This window comes from Comamonas sp. B21-038, from assembly GCF_022387135.1.
Lineage (GTDB): Bacteria > Pseudomonadota > Gammaproteobacteria > Burkholderiales > Burkholderiaceae_C > Comamonas > Comamonas sediminis.
Genome location: NZ_CP092462.1, coordinates 3,960,615 through 3,980,183, shown reverse-complemented (window position 1 = coordinate 3,980,183; position 19,569 = coordinate 3,960,615). Strand labels below are relative to the sequence as shown.

Below are 19,569 nucleotides of genomic sequence, written 5' to 3'. Positions count from 1 at the left end.
CCATGACTGACAAGAAATACATGCATGTCAACGCGTTCAACATGAACTGCGTGGGACATATCCACCACGGGCTGTGGACGCATCCGCGCGACCAGTCCACCCAGTACCACACGCTCAAGTACTGGACCGACATCGCCCGGCTGCTGGAGAAAGGCCTGTTCGACGGCATCTTCATCGCCGACGTGGTGGGCTACTACGACGTCTACCAGCGTGGGGTGGACCTGACCCTGCGCGAGGCGATCCAGCTGCCGGTGAACAACCCGTGGCTGCTGGTGTCGGCCATGGCGGCGGTGACCGAGCACCTGGGCTTTGGCCTGACCGCCACCGTCAATGCGCACCAGCCCTACACCTTTGCCCGCGATGTGAGCACCCTGGACCAGCTGAGCAACGGCCGCATCGGCTGGAACATCGTCACCGGCTATGTGGACAGCGGCGCGCGCGGCCTGGGCCAGGACGGCCTGGCCGACCATGACAGCCGCTACGACCGTGCCGATGACTTTCTGGCACTGGCCTACAAGTTCTGGGAAGGCAGCTGGGAGGACGGCGCCGTGATCGCCGACAAGGCGCGCCGCATCCACACCCTGCCGGACAAGGTGCACCCCGTTGTGCATGACGGTCCGTTCTACCGCGCCAATGCCATCCACATGAGCGCCCCATCGCCGCAGCGCACGCCGGTGCTGTTCCAGGCCGGCACCTCGCAGCGCGGGCTGCAGTTTGCCGGCCAGCATGGCGAGGGCATCTTTATCGGTGCGCGCACGCCAGAGGCGGCAAGGGATGCCTCGCGCAAGCTGCGTGCCGCTGCCGTGGCCGCCGGGCGCAGGCCCGATGACATCAAAATCTATGTGGGCGCGGCCGTGGTGGTGGCGCCCACGCAGGCCGAGGCCGAGGAGAAATATGCCGACTACCTGGCCTATGCCAGCGCCGAAGGGGGCCTGGCGCATTTTGCCGCCAGCACCGGCGTGGACTTTGCGCAGTACGACCTGGACGAGCCCATCGTCTACGGCCAGGGCAATGCCATCCAGTCCGCGGTGCAGGCTGCCCAGCAGCAGGGCCTGACCACGCGGCGCAAGCTGCTCGAACAGTTCAGCCTGGGCAGCCGCTACAACACCATCGTGGGCGACCCGCAGCAGGTGGCCGATGCGCTGGAGCGCTGGATCGATGTCGGCGAGATCGACGGCTTCAACCTGACCCGCATCGTCGTGCCCGAGACCTGGGAGGACTTTGTCAGCCTGGCCGTGCCCGAGTTGCAAAACCGGGGCCGCTACCGCACGCGCTACGAAGAAGGCAGCCTGCGCCACAAGCTGTTTGGCCGTGGCGATGGTCTGCCCGCCAACCACCCCGGCGCGCAGCAGCGCCGATGAGAGCCGCTAACACAACCCTTGATACGTCGTTGCCAAGCCTTGTCGTACGCCTGTACTGCCTGCGGCTTGACGCCTAGTCTCAACCGCAAACCTTCGGTTTGCTGGGTCGTGTTACCGGCTCTAAGCACCGAGATTTTTTTGAAAGCAGCCATGAAGTTTTTCCCCGCTTTGACAGCCCTGCTGCTGTCGCTCGCCACCTTGGGTGCCGCCCAGGCCCAGCCACTGCGCATCGGCGTCACGCCCGGCTCGCTCGCCGATTCGGCCCAGATTGCAGCGCGCGAGGCCAAGGCCCAGGGTCTGGATGTGCAGATCGTCGAGTTCACCGACTGGACCCTGCCCAATACCGCACTGGTCAACCGCGATCTGGACCTGAACTACTACCAGCACCAGGCTTTTCTGGACACCTTCAACCGCGAAAACCGGCAGGATCTGCGCGCCGTGGCCGTAGGCTCGCGGGGCAATATCGGCATTTTCTCCAAGCGCTACAAAAGCCTGGACAGCCTGCCCACGGGCGCCAGCGTGGCGCTGGCCAATGACACCTCCAACCAGGCGCGTGCCATTGCGACCTTGCGCGATGCGGGCCTGGTGACCCTGCGCGCCAATGCGCCGCAGCTGGCCCAGATCGACGACATCGCCAGCAACCCCAAGAAGCTCAAGTTCATCGAGGTGGCCGGGCCCCAGCTGGCGCGGGCGCTCGATGATGCCGACATCACCGTCGTCAGCCTGGGTGGCCTGCTGCAGGCCGGCCAGCTGGAGACCGCCCGCCAGGGTCTGTACTACAGCGTGGGATCCGACGCGTTCTGGGCCATCCACTTTGTGACCCGGGCCGACAACGTCAAGGACGCACGGGTGCGCAAGTTCATCGACATCTACCAGCAGTCCCCGGCGGTGCGCCAGCAGATCCATGCCTCGTATGCCAACGAAAGCCGCTTCTACAGCCTGCCCTGGCTGAAGTGATCCCGCTACCTACAGGAAGAAAGACGATGATGACGTTTGCGCTGAAAAAATACCTGCTGGCGCTGGGCGCCGGCGCCGTGGCGGTAGCCAGTGCCGTGGCTGCCCCGCTGAAGATCGGGGTCACGCCCGGCTCGCTGGCCGACTCGGTCCAGGTCGCCGCCAAGGAGGCCCGCCAGGCCGGGCTCGATGTGCAGGTGATCGAGTTCACCGACTGGACCACGCCCAACACCGCGCTGGATGCAGGCGATATCGATATCAACTACTTCCAGCACCAGGCCTTTTTGGACAACGCGATCCGCGACCGGGGCTACAAGATCGAAAGCGTGGGTGTGGGCCTGCTGCCCAATATCGGCCTCTATTCGAAGAAGCATGCGGCGCTGGCCGATATCCCGGCCGGCTCCTCGGTCGGTGTGGCCAACGACCCGGTCAACCAGGCACGGGGCCTGCTGCTGCTGCAAACGGCCGGGCTCATCAGCTTGCGCCCCGGTGTGGGCGCCAAGGCCAGCGTCAATGACATCGTCAGCAACCCACGCAAGCTCAAGCTGCTGGAGGTGGAGGGCCCGCAACTGGTGCGTGCGCTCGATGATGTGGCACTGGCCCAGGGGTATCCGGCCCACCTGGTCAATGCCGGCCAGCGTGAGCTGGCCAGCCGCGCGCTGCTGTACTCCACCGTCGACGACCTGTACTACGCGATCCGCTTTGTGGCCCGCAGTGACCGCAAGCAGGACCCGCGCATTGCGCAGTTCGTGCATCTCTACCAGGCATCGCCTGCGGTCGCCAAGCAGATCAGCGCCTCGTTTGCCGATGACGCCAAGCTCTATTCGCTGCCCTGGAAGAACACCGCCAAGGCCGCGCCATGACTGCAGCCACATTGACACGCCAGGCGCCCGAGGCGAGCGATGCCAGCCCACCGAGCCTGGCTGATCTGCAGCAGCGCTTTGCGCCGGTGTTTGCACGCATTGCCGAAGGAGCGGCCGAGCGCGAGCACAGCCGCAGCCTTGCCCATGCACCGCTGCAATGGCTGCGGGACAGCGGCTTTACCGCCTTGCGCCTGCCCAGGGCCTGGGGGGGCGGCGGCGCGTCGCTGGAGCAGCTCGTGGCCTTGCTGGTGGACCTGGCCGAGGCCGACCCCAACCTGACCCAGATCCTGCGGCCGCACTTTTTGTTTGTGGACCGCGTGCTCTACCAAGGCGCACCCGAGGCGCAGCGCCACTGGCTGCCCTTGGTGGCCCAGGGCGCCACCTTTGGCAATGCAACCACCGAGGTGGGGGAGGGGGCGGTAGGCAGCCTGCAGACCACCTTGCAACCCGACGCGGCGGCGCCCGGCCACTGGCGGCTCGATGGCCAGAAGTTCTACAGCACCGGCAGTCTCTATGCCGACTGGATCAGCGTACTGGCCCGCGCCGTGGTGCCCGGCCAGCCCGACCAGACGGTGCATGCGCTGGTGGCCGGCGATGCGCCTGGTGTGGAGCGGCTCGATGACTGGCGCGGCTTTGGCCAGCGGTTGACCGGATCGGGCACCACGGTGCTGCGCGATGTGCAGGTGCCCGCGCACGCGGTGCTGCAGTTCCGCGCCGGTGAGCCTTCGCCCATCGTGGCCTTTGCGCAGCTGTTCCACCTGGCGAGCCTGGCGGGCATTGCGCGTGCGCTTAGCCGCGACACCGTGGCCTATGTGCAGGCGCGCCGCCGCGTGTTCAGCCATGGCGCAGCGTCACTGCCCAAGGACGATCCGCTGGTGCAGCAGATTGTGGGCCAGCTGGCCAGTACCGCCTACATGAGCGAGCTGGTGGTGCGCGATGTGGCCCAGGCGCTGGGCCCGATCCTGCGCAGTGCCGAGGCGGGCCAGCAGCGCGCTGACAAGGCCCGGCTCGATGCGCTGGAGCTGCGTGCCGCGCAGGCCCAGGTGGCCGTAGTGGATGCAGTGCTGCAGGCGGCCACCCGCATGTTCGATGTGGGCGGATCGAGCGCGCTGGCCGAGGGCCTGCGGCTGGACCGCCACTGGCGCAATGCGCGCACCCTGGCCTCGCACAACCCGGTCATCTACAAGGCCAAGTCGGTGGGCGACATGCTGCTCAACGGGGCCGAGCCGGTTTACTTCTGGCAGGTGGGCCTCGCAGCAAAAAACGCATAAGAACATGAGATTTCATTCCTTGGCGTGGCGCAGCGCACTGGTTGTAATGGTGGCCTTGGGACCCTTTGCCACGGCATGCCTTCTGAGGCGCCATCGCCAGCGCACAGGTGTCCTCGACGCTGGAGACAGCGACCCGGATAGGCCGGGCCCTGGCCTCTTGCGCGCCTGAACGACTGGAATGTACATGAGCCGCATCTTGAAAACCGTCATCGTCAATGGCAGCCTGGGCAAGCCTTCGCGCACCCGCAGCCTGCTCGACAGCCTGCATCTGCAACTGGGCCAGACCCTGGGCCAAACGGCCGAGCCAGTGCGTCTGGATGTACGCCATATCGATCTGGTCGATCTGGTGGCCGACATCGGCCCCGTGCTGTACAAGGATGCGCTGTCCGCCCAGGCCCGTGATGCGCTGGAAGCGATCGAGACGGCGGACTTCCTGATCGTCGGCTCGCCGGTCTACCGTGGCAGCCTGCCGGGTCTGCTCAAGCACCTGTTTGACCTGGTCGACCAGCATGCGCTGCAGGGCACGCCGGTGCTGCTGGCCGCTACTGGCGGCAGCCCGCGCCATTCGCTGGTGCTGGACCACCAGCTGCGCCCGCTGTTCGGATTTTTCTCGGCACTGACCCTGCCGATCGGCGTCTACGCGACGCCCGAAGACATCCAGGGCGGCGTGGTGGTCAGCGAGGCGCTGCACAAGCATATTGCACTGGCCGTGGACCTGGCCGTGCCGGTGCTCAGCGCCTTGGCGCACAGCCAGCGCAGCAGCCAGCCCGCCTTGCACGCGCTGGAGCGCCAGGCCGCCTAAGCGCCGTTAACCCAAGCCTTGGTACGTCGTTGCCCGCCTTGTCGTACTGCGGTACTGCCTGCGAGGCCTCGTCTTGACCGCCCGCCTTGGGTTTGCCGGGCCATGTTGGCAGCGCTGAGAACCCGTTCCAAGCGCAACCCCCGGCTTGCCCGCCATTGCCACCTGCAAGCGTTGCTGGCGGGCTGGCGCGGCATGCCATGCGGCGTCTGCTGCACGCCCCCTGCCTTGCAGCATCCCTGAACCTTTGCCATGGCCTCTACTTCATCCCCCCCGGAGCTGTTCTGGTTCCTGCCCACATCCGGCGACACCCGCTACCTGGGTGCATCGGACTTTGGCCGCCAGCCCACGCCCGAGTACCTGCGCAGCATTGCCACCACCAGTGAGAACCTGGGCTATGACGGGCTGCTGATTCCTACCGGCAGCTCTTGCCTGGACCCCTGGGTGGTGGCATCCAGCCTGGTGCCCGTCACCCAGCGCATCAAGCTGCTGGTGGCGCTGCGCACCTCGCTGGGCATGCCGGTGCCCAGCGCGCGCCAGGCCGCCACGTTGGACCAGGCGCTGGCCGGGCGCCTGCTGCTCAATGTGGTGCCCGGGGGCGATGCCACCGAGCTGGAGGCCGATGGCGTGTTTCTGGCCCATGACGAGCGCTATGCCTATGCCGATGAGTTCCTGAGCATCTGGCGGCGCCTGCTGGCCGGCGAGACGGTGGACCACGAGGGCAAGTACTTCAAGGTCAAGCAGGGCAAGAACTTTTTCGAGCCGCTGCAAAAGCCCCATCCGCCTTTGTACTTTGGGGGCTCGTCCGACGCCGCCCATGACCTGGCGGCCAAGCATGTCGATGCCTACCTGACCTGGGGCGAGCCCCCGCAGGCGGTGGCGCGCAAGTTTGCCGATATCCGCGCCCGCGCCGCCGCTGCCGGCCGCCTGCTGCGCCTGGGCGTGCGCCTGCATGTGATTGTGCGCGAGACCAACGAGGAAGCCTGGGCCGATGCCGATCGCCTCATCAGCAAGCTGACCGATGAAGACATTGCGAAAGCGCAGCAGAACTATGCGCGCATGGATTCGGTCGGCCAGGCGCGCATGGCGGCCTTGCATGGCGGCAACCGCCAGAAGCTGGAGGTGGCACCCAACCTCTGGGCCGGTGTGGGCCTGGTGCGTGGCGGTGCCGGCACGGCGCTGGTGGGTGATGCGGCCACGGTGGCCGAGCGCCTGCGCGAATACATGGAGATTGGCGCCGATACCTTTGTGCTGTCGGGCTACCCGCACCTGGAGGAATCGATCCGCTTTGCCGAATTGGTGTTTCCGCTGCTGGGCAAGAAGAGCGTGACCACCGCGCGCTCGCAGACCGGCGGCGCGTTTGATGTTCGTGGTGTTCAACAATGGAAGGAGTCGGCTTCATGAGCCTGCCCGTGATCGATATGCGCTGCCGGCCAGCGTTCCTGCACAACTTTTTTGGCGCCACGCCCGGCTCGCCCGAGCATGACACTGCCCGCTGGCTGAACCGGCGCGTGGGCACGCGCGGCAGCGACAAGCATTTTGAGGAATCGCTGACGCAGGAAGGTTTCCTCAAGGCAGTACGCGATGCGGGCCTGAGCCAGGCCGTGGTGGTGGGGCGGCACACGCCTTCGCAGCACCTGCCCAATGACACCATCCACCAGATCGTGCAGGGCCACCCTGAATTGCTGGGCATTGCCGGGGTGGACCCGGTGCTGCAGGGCGAGCAGGCAGCGCTCGACGAGATCGAGCGCGCCGTCAAGGTGCTGGGCCTGCGTGGCATTGACCTGGAGCCAGGCTTTGGTGACCCAGCCCGCCACCCCGATGACCGCGTGTACTGGCCGATCTACGAACGTGCGCAGGCGCTGGGTGTGCCGCTGTTTCTGATGAGCGGCCCCACCACGCCGGACCCGAGCTTCAACGACCCGGCGCGCCTGGCCAAGGTGGCGCAGGCCTTTCCCGATCTGCCGCTGGTCGTCTACCACGGCTACTGGCCGCGCGTGCAGGAAGCCATTGGGCTGGCCTTCCGCTACGCCAATGTCTACCTGGTGCCGGACATGTATGTGTTCCAGCCTGGCAGCCAGGCCTATGTGCAGGCGGCCAACCAGTTCCTGGGTGACCAGCTGCTGTTCGGCTCGTCCTATCCCTTCCGCCCCATCCGCCAGAGCATTGACGACTTTCTGGCGCTGGGCTTTGACGAGGCCGTGCTGCCCAAGCTGCTGCATGGCAATGCAGCGCGGATTCTGGGGCTCTAGCCGCCTGGCAGACGGCGGCGGTGCTGCCGTCTTTCCCTTGTCCGCACCTTCGCAAAGGCTCCTGGTCCAGGAGCCTTTTGTGCGCCTGGAAGTCCTGTTTTTCCCTGGGTGGATTGTCAACGAAATGTTAATGAATCTACAACAAATGTTTCTTAATGTTTTGTTAACTAAGGCATCGATACATTTTTTAACGTCGTGAAGATAATAACGCCTTTGGTTTTGTGCTGAAAAATCTGTTCTTTGCTGGGTGGCAAACGCGGTGTCACGTCTCCCAGCAAAGACATTTTTTTCCCAAGCTAATCGATTTTGTCTATTGCTGATAGTTTTTATATTGGTAGATGGGAAAAACAATGACGTATGAAAAATGGTGGATGCGTGCACTTGCTGGTGGCGCCAGGGCCAAGGCAGCCGTGCTGCTGGTGGCTGCTTCTCCGCTGTATGCGCTTGCGCAGTCGGCAGACGTCCAGATCACCAAGTCCGGCCCTTCCTCGGCCGTGGGTGGTACGCCGGTGACCTATGTGCTGGAGATGGACAACAACGGCCCCAACGCAGCCGATGGTGCCCAGTTCCAGGATGTGCTGCCCGCCGGGCTGACGAATGTCACGGCGCTGTGCACGTTGGCATCGGGCTCTGCGACCTGCCCGACCGATCTGGCAGTGGCCAACGGCGTGGTATCCGGCAGCCTGGGCAGCTTTCCGAACCAGGGCAAGGTGCGCGTGGAGATCCAGGCCCGCTTTGGCGTGACGGGGCCCAGCACCCTGACCAACACAGCCACCATTGCCCCGCCCGCAGCGGTGACGGACCCGGTGCCAGGCTCCAACAGCAGCTCCATCAGCACAGCGATGCGCTATGAGGTGGACCTGGCGGTATCCAAAAAGCAAAGCACCGATACGTACCAGAACGGCGTGCCGCTGACCTACACCATCAGCTTGCGCAACAATGGCGTGGGATCGGCCGATGGCGTAACGCTGTACGACCGGTTGAGCAACAGCTTTATCAGCCACATTGGCGCCAATCTGGTGTTCAACCAATGTACGGCGAGCGGCGGCGCACAGTGTCCACCCGATGCCAGTTTTCCCAACCGCAGCGGCAGCAACGACTACAGCCCGGTGTTCGATGCCACCGTGCCGGTGTTGCCGCCCGGCGGCGAGGTGGTGGTCACCTACACGATGACCCCCTACCTGGTGCCCAACGCCGCCTGCGGCCGCCGCGCCGGCCAGCTGTTCAACCAGGCTTCGATCCAGCTGCTGGATGGCATGGTGGACACTTCACCGCAGAACAACCAGGAGACGGCCATCTTGCAGGTGCCGGGAACGCCTGACTGCGTGCAGACGGACCTGCAGGTGAGCAAGAGTCAGGATCCTCCGGTGCCGGCTATGGGCGATATGGTCACCTACACCATGGTCCTGACCAATGCCGGTCCGAATGCCGCAGACGGTGCGACGATGGCGGACATCATCCGCACCCATGGAGGTTCGGCCAATTACTTCGACATTGCTGCCCAGTTCGACAGCTGCTTTGCCGAGGGCGGCGCGGTCTGCCCCGCCGATGCGGCCTTTCTGAACCCGACCGGCAATGCCTCGTCCGCGACGCTGTTCAACACCACCGTGCCGGTCTTGCCTGTCAATGGCCGGCTGACCATCATCTACCACGTGCAAACCCGCTTCAACGGCAGCATTCCCTGTGGCCGTAACTTGGGTGGTTTGAACAATGAGTTCTCGGCAAACCCGCCCGACACCATGACCGACCCCAATTACGGTAACAACATGGCGTCGGTGGGCATCCTTGTGCCTGCCACACCTGCCTGCCCCAGTACCGACCTGGCAGTGACCAAGACCCAGAGCTCGCAGGAATACCAGCCCGGTGTGCCGGTGAACTACACGATGACGGTGACCAACAACGGCCCGTCTGCAGCCGATGGTGCGTATATGGCCGATCGCCTGATCCGGTTCGAGCTGGCCAACAGCCTGGACGTGCAGTCTTCTGCCATCAGCTGCACGGCATCCGGTGGCGCCGTGTGCCCGGCGGCTTCGGCCTTTCCTGCGCCGTATTCGGGCAGCCTCAACAGCTATGTCGGCCCCTTCCAGGCGGCGGTGCCGCTGCTGCCCGTGGGTGGGTCGTTGACCATCAGCTACAGCCTGACCTACAACTTCTCGCGGGGCAGCTGCGACTGGCCCTCGGGCTACCTGGTCAATGAGTTTTCTGCCAATCCTGGTGATGGGGTCGAGGAGCGCACGTCTTCGGACAACGTGGCCACCACCACGATGCAGCGGTTCAGCTGCTCGAATGTGTCGGTCAACAAGGCGGTCAACCCGGTGACGGCCACCAGTGGCGCGGCAGTGACCTATACGGTGGACATGCACAATGCCGGCCCCTCGGATACCAGCAATGTGCTGTTCTCGGACCCGCTGCCCGCGGGCGTGGTGTTCAGCGATGCCAGTTGCAGCGTGCTGGTGGCTCCTGCACAATGCGGCGCGTCGGTGAACTATGACCCCGCCACCCGCACGGTCAGCAGCGTGGTGGCATCGCTGGGCAATGGCGGTGCGGTGCAGTTTGTCATCCACACCTCGGCCGGTGACACGCCCGGAACCTATACCAACACCGCCTATGCCGAACTGCCCGCAGGCGTCATCGATCCCATCCTGGCGTCCAACCAGAGCTATGTGAACCTGCAGATTTTTGCACCTACCACAACCAAGACGGTGACCAAGGAGATCGCGGGCCTGCCCGCTGGTCTGCCCCAGGCGATGCGCTTCAGCGGCCGCCTGACCTGCGGCACCCAGCCTGCGCAGACCTGGACCGCGACCGTCGCCGCCGGTGCCACGAGCGGCAGCAGCCCCGCGCTGACGGTGTTCCAGGGGGATAGCTGTACCGCCACCGAGGACACGCCACCGGCAGCGCCTGCCGGCTATGGCTGGAGCGGTGCGCCAGAGATTGCAGAACAGGCCCAGGGCTTTACCGTGACCAACCGCCTGCAGCGCCTGAGTGGCGGTGTGCAGCTGACCAAGCGCATCAGCGGCCCGGCAGCAGGCGCCGCGGCGGTCAATGGCAGCTTTGACTTCTCGCTCGACTGCGGTGCCGACGGTGTGCATACCGCCAGCGTGACCGTGGCCAATGGCCAGGAGGCCAGTGTCCATCTGGCCGATCTGCCTGCCAATGCGGTCTGCACGGTCAGCGAGACGGGCAAGGCCCCAGCACCTGCGGCCTACCAGTGGGGCAGCCCGGTATACAGCGCCAACTCGGTCGTGGTGCCCGCCGGTAGTGATGTGGCGCTCAGCGTCACCAACCCGCTGGCGAGCGATGGCAGTGTGGTTGATCCCATCGACGGCAATATCGGCAAACCCCGTGCCGTGCCGGTGGGCAGCCCCTGGGCCTACCTGCTGTTGACCGGCCTGATCGCCGGCCTGGCCATGGCGCGCAGAAAGCGCATGCGCTAAGACGGGGCGAGGGCCTGCGCGCCCCGCCGCTGACGCCCAGAAGACCCGTGCCCGGCTGCGTCAGCAGCTGGGCACTCTCGCAAAGGCATCGGCCAAATGGTCGATCAGCGCCCGCACCGCCGGCAGCATGCCCCGGCGGGAGGCAAATACCGCGTGCACCGCCTCCTTGCGTGGCCCCCATTCGGGCAGCACCTTGACGAGGGTGCCTTTCTCCAGCTGCTCGTGCACCATGATCATCGGCAACTGCACGACACCCAGGCCGGCCATGGCCGCGCTGCGCAGCGCCACCATGTCGGTGGTGATCAGGCGCGGCGCATGGGTCACCTGGATGCTGGGCAGGCTGTCGTGTTCGAGCTTCCATACAAACTGCTGCTCGGGCGAGCCCAGCCACAGGCTGGGCCATTGCGACAGATCGGCAGGGCTGCGCACCATGCCCTGGCGTGCGGTCAGGATGGGACTGGCGACCAGATGCTGGGCATGCACCGACAGCATGCGCACCGACAGGTCGCTGTCTTCCAGCGGCATGGTGCGCACGCGGATCGCCAGGTCAAAGCCCTCGCCAATCACATCGACCGGGCGGTTGGTGGCATCGAGCTGTATCGTCACTTCGGGGTACATGACCATGAAGTCGGTCAGCATGCGCTCGACCAGCTCATGGAGCAAGGTGATGGGGCAGCTCAGCCGCACAACGCCCCGTGGCTGCGACTGCACGGCTTCGATGCTCAGCTGCGCGGCCTCGGCCTCGACCAGCATGGCCTTGCAGTGCTGGTAGTAGGTCTGGCCCAGCTCGGTTACCGCAAACTTGCGCGTGGAGCGCAGCAGCAGGCGCACGCCCAGGCGCTCTTCCAGCAGTGCAATACGGCGGCTGAGCTTGGATTTGGGCATGCCCAGCGCACGCCCGGCGGGCGCAAAGCCGCCGTGGTCGACGACTTGGACGAAATAAAACAGGTCGTTGAGGTCGAATGGCTGCATGGTGCGCTTTGCTGGATGGTCTTTATCGTTCAAGAAATAGAACTATCAAGGCGAATTATGCCGTCTACCGCTTCCAGTGTTTCAACCCCACAATAACAGTACAGCCTTCCGACACCTAGCTCGGAGGCCAGACAGGAATCCCCATGAAAAACGTACTGCATGTCCAAGACGCATCCCGCCAGCACTGGGTTGGCGACGGCTTTCCTGTGCGTTCACTGTTTTCCTACCAAAGCCACGGCAAGGTGCTGAGCCCGTTTTTGCTGCTCGATTTTGCCGGCCCGGCCGACTTTGCGCCGGCCAGCGCACCGCGCGGTGTGGGCCAACACCCGCACCGGGGCTTTGAGACCGTGACCATCGTCTATGACGGTGAGGTGGCACACCGGGACTCTACCGGCCAGGGCGGCGAGATCGGCCCCGGCGATGTGCAGTGGATGACCGCTGGCGCCGGCATCCTGCACGAGGAGTTCCATTCGCCCGCGTTCACCGCCAAAGGTGGCAAGCTGCGCATGCTGCAGCTGTGGGTCAACCTGCCTGCCAAGGACAAGGGTGCAGCCGCTGGCTACCAGGCCATTGTGCAATCGCAGATCCCTGCGGTGGCCTTGCCCGGTGGCGGCCAGGTACGGGTGATTGCCGGCGACTACCAAGGCCAGCAAGGCCCCGCCAGGACCTTTACGCCGATGCATGTCTGGGATGTGCGCCTGGTGGCCGGTGAAAAGCTGGAGCTGGAGCTGCCCGAGGGCTGGAGCACCGCGCTGGCCATTGTGCAAGGCACCGTGCTGGTCAACGGCAACGATGTGGCGCGCGAGGCGCAGCTGGTGGTGATGGCCCAGGAAGGCCGCAAGCTGACCTTGGAGGCCAATGGCGATGTCGCCTTGCTGCTGATGAGCGGCGAGCCCATCGACGAGCCCATCGTCGGCTACGGCCCGTTTGTGATGAACAGCCAGCAGGAGATCGTGCAGGCAGTCAACGACTTCAACAGCGGCAAGTTTGGCAGCATGCAGGCTTGACCGGCGCGGTTGGAGCCGCCTCGGCTGCGTTGAAGCGGCCATAAAAAAAATGGACACCTCGGTGTCCATTTTTGCTGAGGATCTCGCTAAAAAAGCGATGGCTTACCAGTTGGCCTTCATGCGGTCATAGACCCAGTCGCCAAAGCGGCGGTGTGCCTGGGGCGTGTAGTTCACCAGGTCGGAGAACAGGTACTGGTCCACCTTGGACGCATCTGCCAACGTGTCACCGGTGCACAGCGACGAATTGATCTGGTTGACGCCAATGTTCAGGCCATTGGTGGCATCTGCGGTGGTACAGGCCGGCTCGGTGTAGTTGGTGAAGCTGTAGCTGCCGGGGTTGCCGGTCATCGAGTTGAAGTAGTACTGCACGTCGGCGTACAGCACTTGCGTGCCCGACAGGCCATACAACGCGTTCAGCAGGCCGTTGTTGAAGGCGGTGGTAGCGGCTTCCAGCGTGTTGGATGGTTTGGGGTCGGCGCTGGGCTGCGCGTTGTCCAACGTGGTGGCCCACAGGGTGCGGCCCAGGTTGGGCGTGCCCACGGTCAGCACGCGGGGGGCGCCAGCGCTGTTGAGGCGGCGCACCTGCGCGGCCATCTGCTGGCCCGCAGTGGTCATGTCGGCCAGGTACTGGTCGCGGGTCTTGGTGCCGGCGGCGTACTCGTTGTAGCCGGCAATCACGTCGCTCATGCCGCCGCTCATCAGCACAAACTGCTTGCTGGAGAAGGTCGGGTTGGCAGCGAGGTAGCTGTCGATCTGGGCGGTGATGGAGGGGGCATTGGTCACGCCGGTGGCATCGGCCTGGGACACGCGGGCATTGCCATAGGCGTAGGCGGTGCCGCCGTCCTTGGCTGCATTCAGCGTCAGGTCATAGCGGTAGGCGATTTCACGCGTCCAGTTGTTGTAGCTGCCGTTGCTGACCGAGTAGGGACGGCCATTGGGGTTTTGACCCAGGTCGGACATTGCATCGCCAAAGGTGACGATGCTGTCGGGACGAATCGAGTCCGCGGTTGAGCTAGATCCGCAGGCCGCCAGCATGGCCACCGAGGCACCAGCCACGGCGGTCAACACGGTACGGCGCATCCAATTTGCTGCCATGTGAGTTCTCCAGTAAGTAGAGCGTAGTGTAGCGAGGCTGATCCAGGCCACCAAGGTGATGAGGTAAAGAGAGGTAAAACGCCGTTCAGCCAGCCGCCGCAGCGCGCTGCAGACGGTCGCTGACGCCTTCCCAATCTGCCGAGTCCGGCGGGGTCTCGATCCAGATGAGCTTGGCGCCCCAGTCGTCAAAGTCGCGCAGCAGGCCAAACAGCTCGCGGGCGGCCGCCAGCGGTGCACCGGGCATGGGCTGCAGGCGCAGATGCCGGCTGTCGCTGCGCAGCGGGCTGCGGTGGTAGACGGCGATATGCCGCGCATCCGCGCCCAGCACGTCGAGCGCCGACTGCAGCTGCTTGGCATCCATCAGCCTGACCTTGGCGCTGGGCGCGTAGTGCGCGAGCAAGGTGCCCGAGGCGCGTGGCGTGTCGGCCGTCAGCTCCTGCATCGACAGGGGGCGGGTGCCGCAGGCACGTTCTATATCGTCGCGCGTGATGGCGCCGGGGCGCAGCAGCACGGGCACGCCACGCGTGCAGTCGACAATGGTCGACTCGATGCCGATGTCGCAGGCGCCGCCATCGAGTACCAGCAGACCATCGCCCAGCTCCGCCGCCACATGGGCGGCCGTGGTGGGGCTGACGCGCCCAAAGCGGTTGGCGCTGGGCGCCGAGACGCCCCAGACCGGTGGCTGGAGCTGCTGGCAGGCCCGCAGCACGGCTTGTGCCACCGGGTGCGAGGGGCAGCGCAGGCCCACGCTGTCCTGCCCCGCCGTCGAGGCCACGGCTGCACCGGGCAGGCGCGGCAGGATCAGGGTGAGCGGCCCGGGCCAGAACGCATCGATCAGTTGCTGGGCAAACACCGGCACGGCCTTGGCGTAGCGCTGCACACCGGCGGCATCGGCCACATGCACGATCAGCGGGTGATCGGCAGGCCGGCCCTTGGCGCTGAAGATCTGTGCCACGGCTGCATCGTTGTCGCTGTCGGCGGCCAAGCCGTAGACCGTCTCGGTCGGCAGGCCGATCAACTGCCCTGCCTGCAGCGCCAGGGCTGCGGCGCGCACCGAGGCATCGAGCTTTCCATCCAGAATCACGGGTTGTCCTCTTAGAACGCGGCAATGCCGAGGATGGCGGCGGCTTTCAGGGCCGTCTCGCGCACCTGCTCGGGCGTAGCGGCCGTGATGTTCAGGTGGCCCATCTTGCGGCCGCGCTTGGCGTCGACCTTGCCGTACAGGTGCAGGTGGCAGCCGGGCAGGGCCAGCACCTGGTCCCAGGCGGGGGTCTGCGCGCTCTCGCTGTCCTTGAACCACAGGTCGCCCAGCAGGTTCAGCATGATGGCGGCGCTGTGCTGGCGTGGTTGCACCAGCGGCAGGTTGGCCATGCAGCGCACCTGCAGCTCGAACTGGGATACATCCAGCGCGTTCTGGCTGTAATGGCCGCTGTTGTGCGGGCGCGGAGCGATCTCGTTGACGACCAGCTGGCCGCTTTCGAGCACAAAGAACTCCACGCACAGCACGCCGACATAGTCCAGGCCCTGGGCCACCGACTGGGCGGCGGCAATGGCCTGCTCGGCCTGCGCGGCGGGCAGGTTGCCGGCATAGACCTCGGTCACCGCCAGAATGCCTTCGCGGTGCAGGTTGCGCTGTACTGGCAGGTGCACGATATCGCCGTGGCGGCTGCGCGCGACGATGACCGAGCACTCATGCGCCAGCGGCAGCATCTTCTCGAGCACGCAGGCCACCTGCTTGAGCTCGTTCCAGGCAGCGACCAGCTCTTCGCGGGTCTTGACGCGGATCTGGCCCTTGCCGTCATAGCCCATGCGCGCAGTTTTCAGAATGCCGGGCAGCAGCGCGTCATTGACGGCGGCCAGTTGCTCGGCTGTCTCGATGACGGCGTAGGGTGCGCAGGGCACGCCGCATTGGACGAAATGGGCTTTTTCAGCGGCGCGGTCCTGCGCGATGGCGACGGACGCGCCTGCCGGCGAGACCGGCAGGCTCTGGGCCAGCTGGTTCAGCGCGGCGGCGGGCACGTTCTCGAATTCGGTGGTGACCGCAGCGCACAGGCGCGCCAGCTCGGCCAGGCCTTGCGGGTCTTCATAGCCGCTGCGCACATGGTGGTGGCTGACCAGGCCGGCCGGGCTGGTGGCATCGGCATCGAGCACAGCGGTGAAGTAGCCCATCGACTGGGCGGCATGGGTAAACATGCGGCCCAATTGGCCGCCGCCCAGCACGCCCAGGGTGGCGCCGGGCAAGATCGCTTGGGCCGGGTGGTGCGCCTCGGCGCTGTGGCTGCCGGTGCTCATTCGTTCACCGGCAAGGTCATGTTGCGGGCCGCCTCGGTCTGCTCGGCACGGAAGGCATCGAGCTTGGCGCGCAGCGCAGGGTCTTCATTGGCCAGCATGGCCACCGCAAACAGCGCGGCATTGGCAGCGCCGGCCTGGCCAATGGCAAAGGTGGCGACGGGCACGCCCTTGGGCATTTGCACGATGGAGTGCAGCGAATCAACGCCTTGCAGGTGGCGGCTGGCCACCGGCACGCCCAGCACGGGCACCGGGGTTTTAGCGGCTATCATCCCAGGCAGGTGGGCTGCGCCCCCAGCGCCGGCGATGATGGCTTTGAGGCCCCGTTCTACGGCGCTCTCGGCAAAGCGGAACATGTCGTCGGGCATCCGGTGGGCCGAGACCACCTGGGCCTCAAAGGCAATACCGAATTGCTGGAGAATGGCAACTGCGTGCTGCATGGTCTCCCAGTCGCTGCTGGAGCCCATGACCACGCCAACTTGGATGGGTGTCATAGTGTGGGTTGGCGGGTGTCAAAGGGCAAGAATGCCGGCCCCGCGCCAGGATGGAACCCGCCATTTTACTTTTTGCAGTGAAGCTGCCTGATCAACACGGATTTTTAGCGACATGATCGACGTCACCATTGAGAATTTTGAAGCCGAAGTCATCCAGGCCTCCATGCAGGTGCCGGTCCTGGTGGACTTCTGGGCACCTTGGTGCGGTCCCTGCAAAACCCTGGGCCCCTTGCTGGACAAGCTCGAAGCCGACTACGGCGGCCGCTTCAAGCTGGCCAAGATCGATTCCGACCAGGAGCAGCAGCTGGCGGGCATGTTCGGCATCCGCTCGATCCCCACTTGCGTGCTGATGATCGGCGGCAAGCCGGTGGACGGCTTCATGGGCGCCCAGCCGGAGAGCAAGCTGCGCGAGTTTCTGGACAAGCACCTGCCCTCCGAGGCCGCGATGGCGGCCGAAGCGGGCGCCGACGAAGCCCAGCAATTGCTCGACAGCGGCGATGTGCAGGCCGCGCTGCAGATGCTGCAGGAATCGCTGGCGGCCGACCCCGGCAATGACGATGCCCGGTTTGACTACGCGCGGCTGCTGATCCAGACCGGCGCCGTGTCCGAGGCCGAGGCCCAGATCGAAGAGCCGCTCAAGCGCATCCAGCAGCCGCTGCGCTTTGTGGCGCTCAAGGCCTGGGCCCAGGCGATCCGCTTTGTGCACGAGGACGACCGGGGCGATTGGCCGCTGGAGCAGTTCGACGCAGCGATTGCCGCCAACAAGCGCGATTTCGACACCCGCTTTGCGAAGGCGCAAGCACTGATGGCCGAAGGCCAGTGGACCGCCAGCATGGACGAGCTGCTGGAGATCATCATGCGCGACAAAACCTGGAACGACCAGGCGGCGCGCAAGCTGTTTGTCGCCATCCTGGAGCTGCTGACCCCGCCCAAGCCCAAGGCCAACGATGCCGTGCCCGGCACCACCGCGGGCGGCATTGCGCTGACCGGCAAGGCCAGCAAGCAGGAAGACGAAGTGGGCGCGCTGCTGAGCAGCTACCGCCGCCGCCTGAGCATGGCGCTGAACTGAGTAAGGGCTACCTGGACGCCGCGCTTCCTGTACAGTGGGGGCCTACACCCCGTTGCAACTGCAAAACAGGGGTATCGTGGTTTGCACCTATACTGATAGCAGCAAAGCGGCGATGGGTGCGCGCAGGTGCCCATTTTGAGCGTCAATAGGCCCAATATCCTGGCCTTTGACGCTTGGGGCGCATCGGGCGTGCCGCTACCGCAGGAGAATCAACACCATGGGATTGTGGCAAAAACTGTTTGGCTGGCTGAACCCCTCCGCGCCAACGGCTGCCCCCGCTGAAACCCCGAGCCCGCACCCCGCTGCGGCCACAGGCGCCGCGCCGCAGGAGCCGGTGCGTGGCACGCGCGAACCGGCGTTTGACCCGTCTGCGGAACTGGCCGCACCCGTGACCAGTATCCCCAGCGCTGGCGAGGCCCCCGCCGCCGCTGTACCCCACACTGCTGCCGAGGCCGCGCCCAGTCCCCAGGCCGATCTGTTCGAGGCCGCAGCCGCCCGTGAAGCGGAAGTTCCCCCCGCCATTGCCGATCCCGCATTGCGCGAAGCACTGTCGGCCTATGCCGGCATGGCCTGGGACCGCCAGCTTGATTTTGCCGAGAAGGTCGGCGACCGCCCCTGGTCGGCCGACACCGCCCAAGGCCTGATTGCCTTTGGCGATGACCTGCGTTTTCGCATGCAGGTGCTGGGCTCTTACTCCTTCCAATCGGGGACCTGGCTGTGGATCTGGGCCCATACCCAGGCCGAGGTGGCACCCGCCTTTACCGAAGTCGCTCGCCAGCTGCAAGGCTTTGGCGCCGCCAAGAACCTGGAGCTGTTCACCCAGCCGCGCACTGCGCTGCGCCAGGAAGACCTGCATGTGATCGGCCTGATCGCTGCCGGTGCGGATGACAGCGCCGGCTATTACCTGGGCAACTATGGCGAAGGCATCTTGCTGGCGCTGATCGACCCTGACCATGGCCTGCCGAGCACTGCACCCAAGCCGGAGCGGGTGCCGACGGTGGTGTCGCAATTGATCAGCGATTTTGAATTGAACCACCGCGTGCTGCTGCAGCACTACCTGCCGGCCAAAGGCTTCAGCGTGCAGGAGACCGGCTCACGCATCACCGGTCAGCACGGCGCAAACCGCATCGTCGCCGATCTGGACAGCCTGGGCCGCATCAGCGCCATCTCCGGCAGCCTCGGGCCGGTTTGATCAGAAGCGGTAGTCCAGCGTCTTGCCTGGAGTGCCAGCTGGCGCCACCTCGACACTCTGGCTGACTGCCTTGCCGCCATCGGCGCTGGCTTTGACGGTGTAGCGTCCGCTGTCCAGACGCAGCAGGCACACGGGGCCCTGGGCCTGGAACTGCGCGACTTCCGTGCCCTTTTCCGACTCGATCACGACCTGGATCTTTGCCAGGTAGTCGCCTGTCTTGGTCGCAAACAGCAGAGACAGCGGATAGTCCTTCATCGCCGCGCGCATGGCCGTCGATTCGTCAATGCCAATGCCGCCGCAGACATACTGGACATCGCCAGCCTTCTGCAGCGCCGGTTGCTGGGCCTGCACCGCAGTGGCAGACAGCAGGGCGGCGCAAAGCAGGGCAGCGTTCAGTGTGGTGATGGGGTTTTTCAAGGCAATCCTTTGCAGTAGTGGCTCTGCCTTGACTGTGCGCCTGCGCCGCTGGGTTGCCTGTCAGCCAACGGCGGACATCGCAGTACGCAGCCGACGC

General features: G+C 65.4%; 17 protein-coding genes. 11 read left to right on the top strand and 6 right to left on the bottom strand.

Annotation, left to right across the window (positions count from 1 at the left end; translation table 11 throughout):
* Nucleotides 1–2 precede the first annotated feature (2 nt).
* The 8 genes from MJ205_RS18205 to MJ205_RS18170 all read left to right on the top strand — a co-directional run bounded on the left by MJ205_RS18205 (nucleotide 3) and on the right by MJ205_RS18170 (nucleotide 10,937).
* Nucleotides 3–1,361: an LLM class flavin-dependent oxidoreductase gene (locus MJ205_RS18205; RefSeq protein ID WP_239809748.1), complete on the top strand. Its 1,359-nt coding sequence runs from the start codon at nucleotides 3–5 to the stop codon at nucleotides 1,359–1,361.
* A 150-nt stretch (nucleotides 1,362–1,511) separates the two neighbouring features.
* Nucleotides 1,512–2,318 (top strand): MetQ/NlpA family ABC transporter substrate-binding protein, encoded by an 807-nt coding sequence (locus tag MJ205_RS18200; protein ID WP_239809747.1) that lies wholly within the window; start codon nucleotides 1,512–1,514, stop codon nucleotides 2,316–2,318.
* Between the two features lie 29 nt (nucleotides 2,319–2,347).
* Complete coding sequence (locus tag MJ205_RS18195; protein WP_446715091.1) at nucleotides 2,348–3,178, top strand: MetQ/NlpA family ABC transporter substrate-binding protein; 831 nt, start codon at nucleotides 2,348–2,350, stop codon at nucleotides 3,176–3,178.
* Nucleotides 3,175–4,449, top strand: coding sequence for an acyl-CoA dehydrogenase family protein (locus tag MJ205_RS18190; protein ID WP_239809745.1), 1,275 nt, complete (start codon nucleotides 3,175–3,177; stop codon nucleotides 4,447–4,449). The genes MJ205_RS18195 and MJ205_RS18190 overlap by 4 nt, the downstream gene beginning before the upstream one ends.
* A 184-nt stretch (nucleotides 4,450–4,633) precedes the next feature.
* The gene (locus MJ205_RS18185; RefSeq protein WP_239809744.1) at nucleotides 4,634–5,251 is read left to right on the top strand and encodes an NAD(P)H-dependent oxidoreductase; all 618 of its coding nucleotides are present in this window, start codon (nucleotides 4,634–4,636) and stop codon (nucleotides 5,249–5,251) included.
* 249 nt (nucleotides 5,252–5,500) lie between these two features.
* Complete coding sequence (gene ssuD / locus MJ205_RS18180) at nucleotides 5,501–6,652, top strand: FMNH2-dependent alkanesulfonate monooxygenase (RefSeq protein WP_239809743.1); 1,152 nt, start codon at nucleotides 5,501–5,503, stop codon at nucleotides 6,650–6,652.
* Complete coding sequence (locus MJ205_RS18175; RefSeq protein ID WP_239809742.1) at nucleotides 6,649–7,500, top strand: amidohydrolase family protein; 852 nt, start codon at nucleotides 6,649–6,651, stop codon at nucleotides 7,498–7,500. The genes ssuD and MJ205_RS18175 overlap by 4 nt, the downstream gene beginning before the upstream one ends.
* A 371-nt stretch (nucleotides 7,501–7,871) precedes the next feature.
* The gene (locus tag MJ205_RS18170) at nucleotides 7,872–10,937 is read left to right on the top strand and encodes a DUF5979 domain-containing protein (RefSeq protein WP_239809741.1); all 3,066 of its coding nucleotides are present in this window, start codon (nucleotides 7,872–7,874) and stop codon (nucleotides 10,935–10,937) included.
* A 60-nt stretch (nucleotides 10,938–10,997) separates the two neighbouring features.
* Here MJ205_RS18170 and MJ205_RS18165 read toward each other — a convergent pair whose 3' ends face one another.
* Nucleotides 10,998–11,909, bottom strand: a complete 912-nt coding sequence (locus tag MJ205_RS18165) for a LysR family transcriptional regulator (RefSeq protein WP_239809740.1) — start codon at nucleotides 11,907–11,909, stop codon at nucleotides 10,998–11,000.
* A gap of 143 nt (nucleotides 11,910–12,052) precedes the next feature.
* Between MJ205_RS18165 and MJ205_RS18160 the strand changes: the two genes are divergently transcribed.
* Nucleotides 12,053–12,916: a pirin family protein gene (locus tag MJ205_RS18160; protein ID WP_239809739.1), complete on the top strand. Its 864-nt coding sequence runs from the start codon at nucleotides 12,053–12,055 to the stop codon at nucleotides 12,914–12,916.
* Nucleotides 12,917–13,018: 102 nt separating this feature from the next.
* On the opposite strand, the gene MJ205_RS18155 is transcribed toward MJ205_RS18160, so the two are convergent.
* The 4 genes from MJ205_RS18155 to purE form a co-directional block, all read right to left on the bottom strand.
* A complete protein-coding gene (locus MJ205_RS18155; protein ID WP_239809738.1) occupies nucleotides 13,019–14,011 on the bottom strand; it encodes an SGNH/GDSL hydrolase family protein in 993 nt (330 codons plus the stop codon).
* A gap of 85 nt (nucleotides 14,012–14,096) precedes the next feature.
* Nucleotides 14,097–15,095, bottom strand: coding sequence for an L-threonylcarbamoyladenylate synthase (locus MJ205_RS18150; protein ID WP_239809737.1), 999 nt, complete (start codon nucleotides 15,093–15,095; stop codon nucleotides 14,097–14,099).
* 11 nt (nucleotides 15,096–15,106) lie between these two features.
* Nucleotides 15,107–16,303, bottom strand: coding sequence for a 5-(carboxyamino)imidazole ribonucleotide synthase (locus MJ205_RS18145; RefSeq protein ID WP_239809736.1), 1,197 nt, complete (start codon nucleotides 16,301–16,303; stop codon nucleotides 15,107–15,109).
* Nucleotides 16,300–16,794 (bottom strand): 5-(carboxyamino)imidazole ribonucleotide mutase, encoded by a 495-nt coding sequence (gene purE, locus MJ205_RS18140; RefSeq protein ID WP_021027607.1) that lies wholly within the window; start codon nucleotides 16,792–16,794, stop codon nucleotides 16,300–16,302. The genes MJ205_RS18145 and purE overlap by 4 nt, the downstream gene beginning before the upstream one ends.
* A gap of 112 nt (nucleotides 16,795–16,906) precedes the next feature.
* Here purE and trxA point away from each other — a divergent pair, with 112 nt between their 5' ends.
* Both trxA and MJ205_RS18130 read left to right on the top strand, forming a co-directional pair.
* Complete coding sequence (gene trxA / locus MJ205_RS18135; protein ID WP_239809735.1) at nucleotides 16,907–17,863, top strand: thioredoxin; 957 nt, start codon at nucleotides 16,907–16,909, stop codon at nucleotides 17,861–17,863.
* Nucleotides 17,864–18,080: 217 nt separating this feature from the next.
* Complete coding sequence (locus MJ205_RS18130; protein WP_239809734.1) at nucleotides 18,081–19,055, top strand: DUF6882 domain-containing protein; 975 nt, start codon at nucleotides 18,081–18,083, stop codon at nucleotides 19,053–19,055.
* On the opposite strand, the gene MJ205_RS18125 is transcribed toward MJ205_RS18130, so the two are convergent.
* Nucleotides 19,056–19,472 (bottom strand): carboxypeptidase regulatory-like domain-containing protein, encoded by a 417-nt coding sequence (locus MJ205_RS18125; protein WP_230770833.1) that lies wholly within the window; start codon nucleotides 19,470–19,472, stop codon nucleotides 19,056–19,058.
* Nucleotides 19,473–19,569 lie beyond the last annotated feature (97 nt).

Coding starts and splice junctions, on each gene's coding strand:
- MJ205_RS18195 (WP_446715091.1), top strand. CDS start 2,348: ATGACGTTTGCGCTGAAAAAATACCTGCTGGCGCTGGGCGCCGGCGCC.
- trxA (WP_239809735.1), top strand. CDS start 16,907: ATGATCGACGTCACCATTGAGAATTTTGAAGCCGAAGTCATCCAGGCC.
- MJ205_RS18175 (WP_239809742.1), top strand. CDS start 6,649: ATGAGCCTGCCCGTGATCGATATGCGCTGCCGGCCAGCGTTCCTGCAC.
- purE (WP_021027607.1), bottom strand. CDS start 16,794: ATGACACCCATCCAAGTTGGCGTGGTCATGGGCTCCAGCAGCGACTGG.
- MJ205_RS18155 (WP_239809738.1), bottom strand. CDS start 14,011: ATGGCAGCAAATTGGATGCGCCGTACCGTGTTGACCGCCGTGGCTGGT.
- MJ205_RS18185 (WP_239809744.1), top strand. CDS start 4,634: ATGAGCCGCATCTTGAAAACCGTCATCGTCAATGGCAGCCTGGGCAAG.
- MJ205_RS18130 (WP_239809734.1), top strand. CDS start 18,081: ATGGGATTGTGGCAAAAACTGTTTGGCTGGCTGAACCCCTCCGCGCCA.
- MJ205_RS18160 (WP_239809739.1), top strand. CDS start 12,053: ATGAAAAACGTACTGCATGTCCAAGACGCATCCCGCCAGCACTGGGTT.
- MJ205_RS18170 (WP_239809741.1), top strand. CDS start 7,872: ATGCGTGCACTTGCTGGTGGCGCCAGGGCCAAGGCAGCCGTGCTGCTG.
- MJ205_RS18205 (WP_239809748.1), top strand. CDS start 3: ATGACTGACAAGAAATACATGCATGTCAACGCGTTCAACATGAACTGC.
- ssuD (WP_239809743.1), top strand. CDS start 5,501: ATGGCCTCTACTTCATCCCCCCCGGAGCTGTTCTGGTTCCTGCCCACA.
- MJ205_RS18190 (WP_239809745.1), top strand. CDS start 3,175: ATGACTGCAGCCACATTGACACGCCAGGCGCCCGAGGCGAGCGATGCC.
- MJ205_RS18200 (WP_239809747.1), top strand. CDS start 1,512: ATGAAGTTTTTCCCCGCTTTGACAGCCCTGCTGCTGTCGCTCGCCACC.
- MJ205_RS18145 (WP_239809736.1), bottom strand. CDS start 16,303: ATGAGCACCGGCAGCCACAGCGCCGAGGCGCACCACCCGGCCCAAGCG.
- MJ205_RS18165 (WP_239809740.1), bottom strand. CDS start 11,909: ATGCAGCCATTCGACCTCAACGACCTGTTTTATTTCGTCCAAGTCGTC.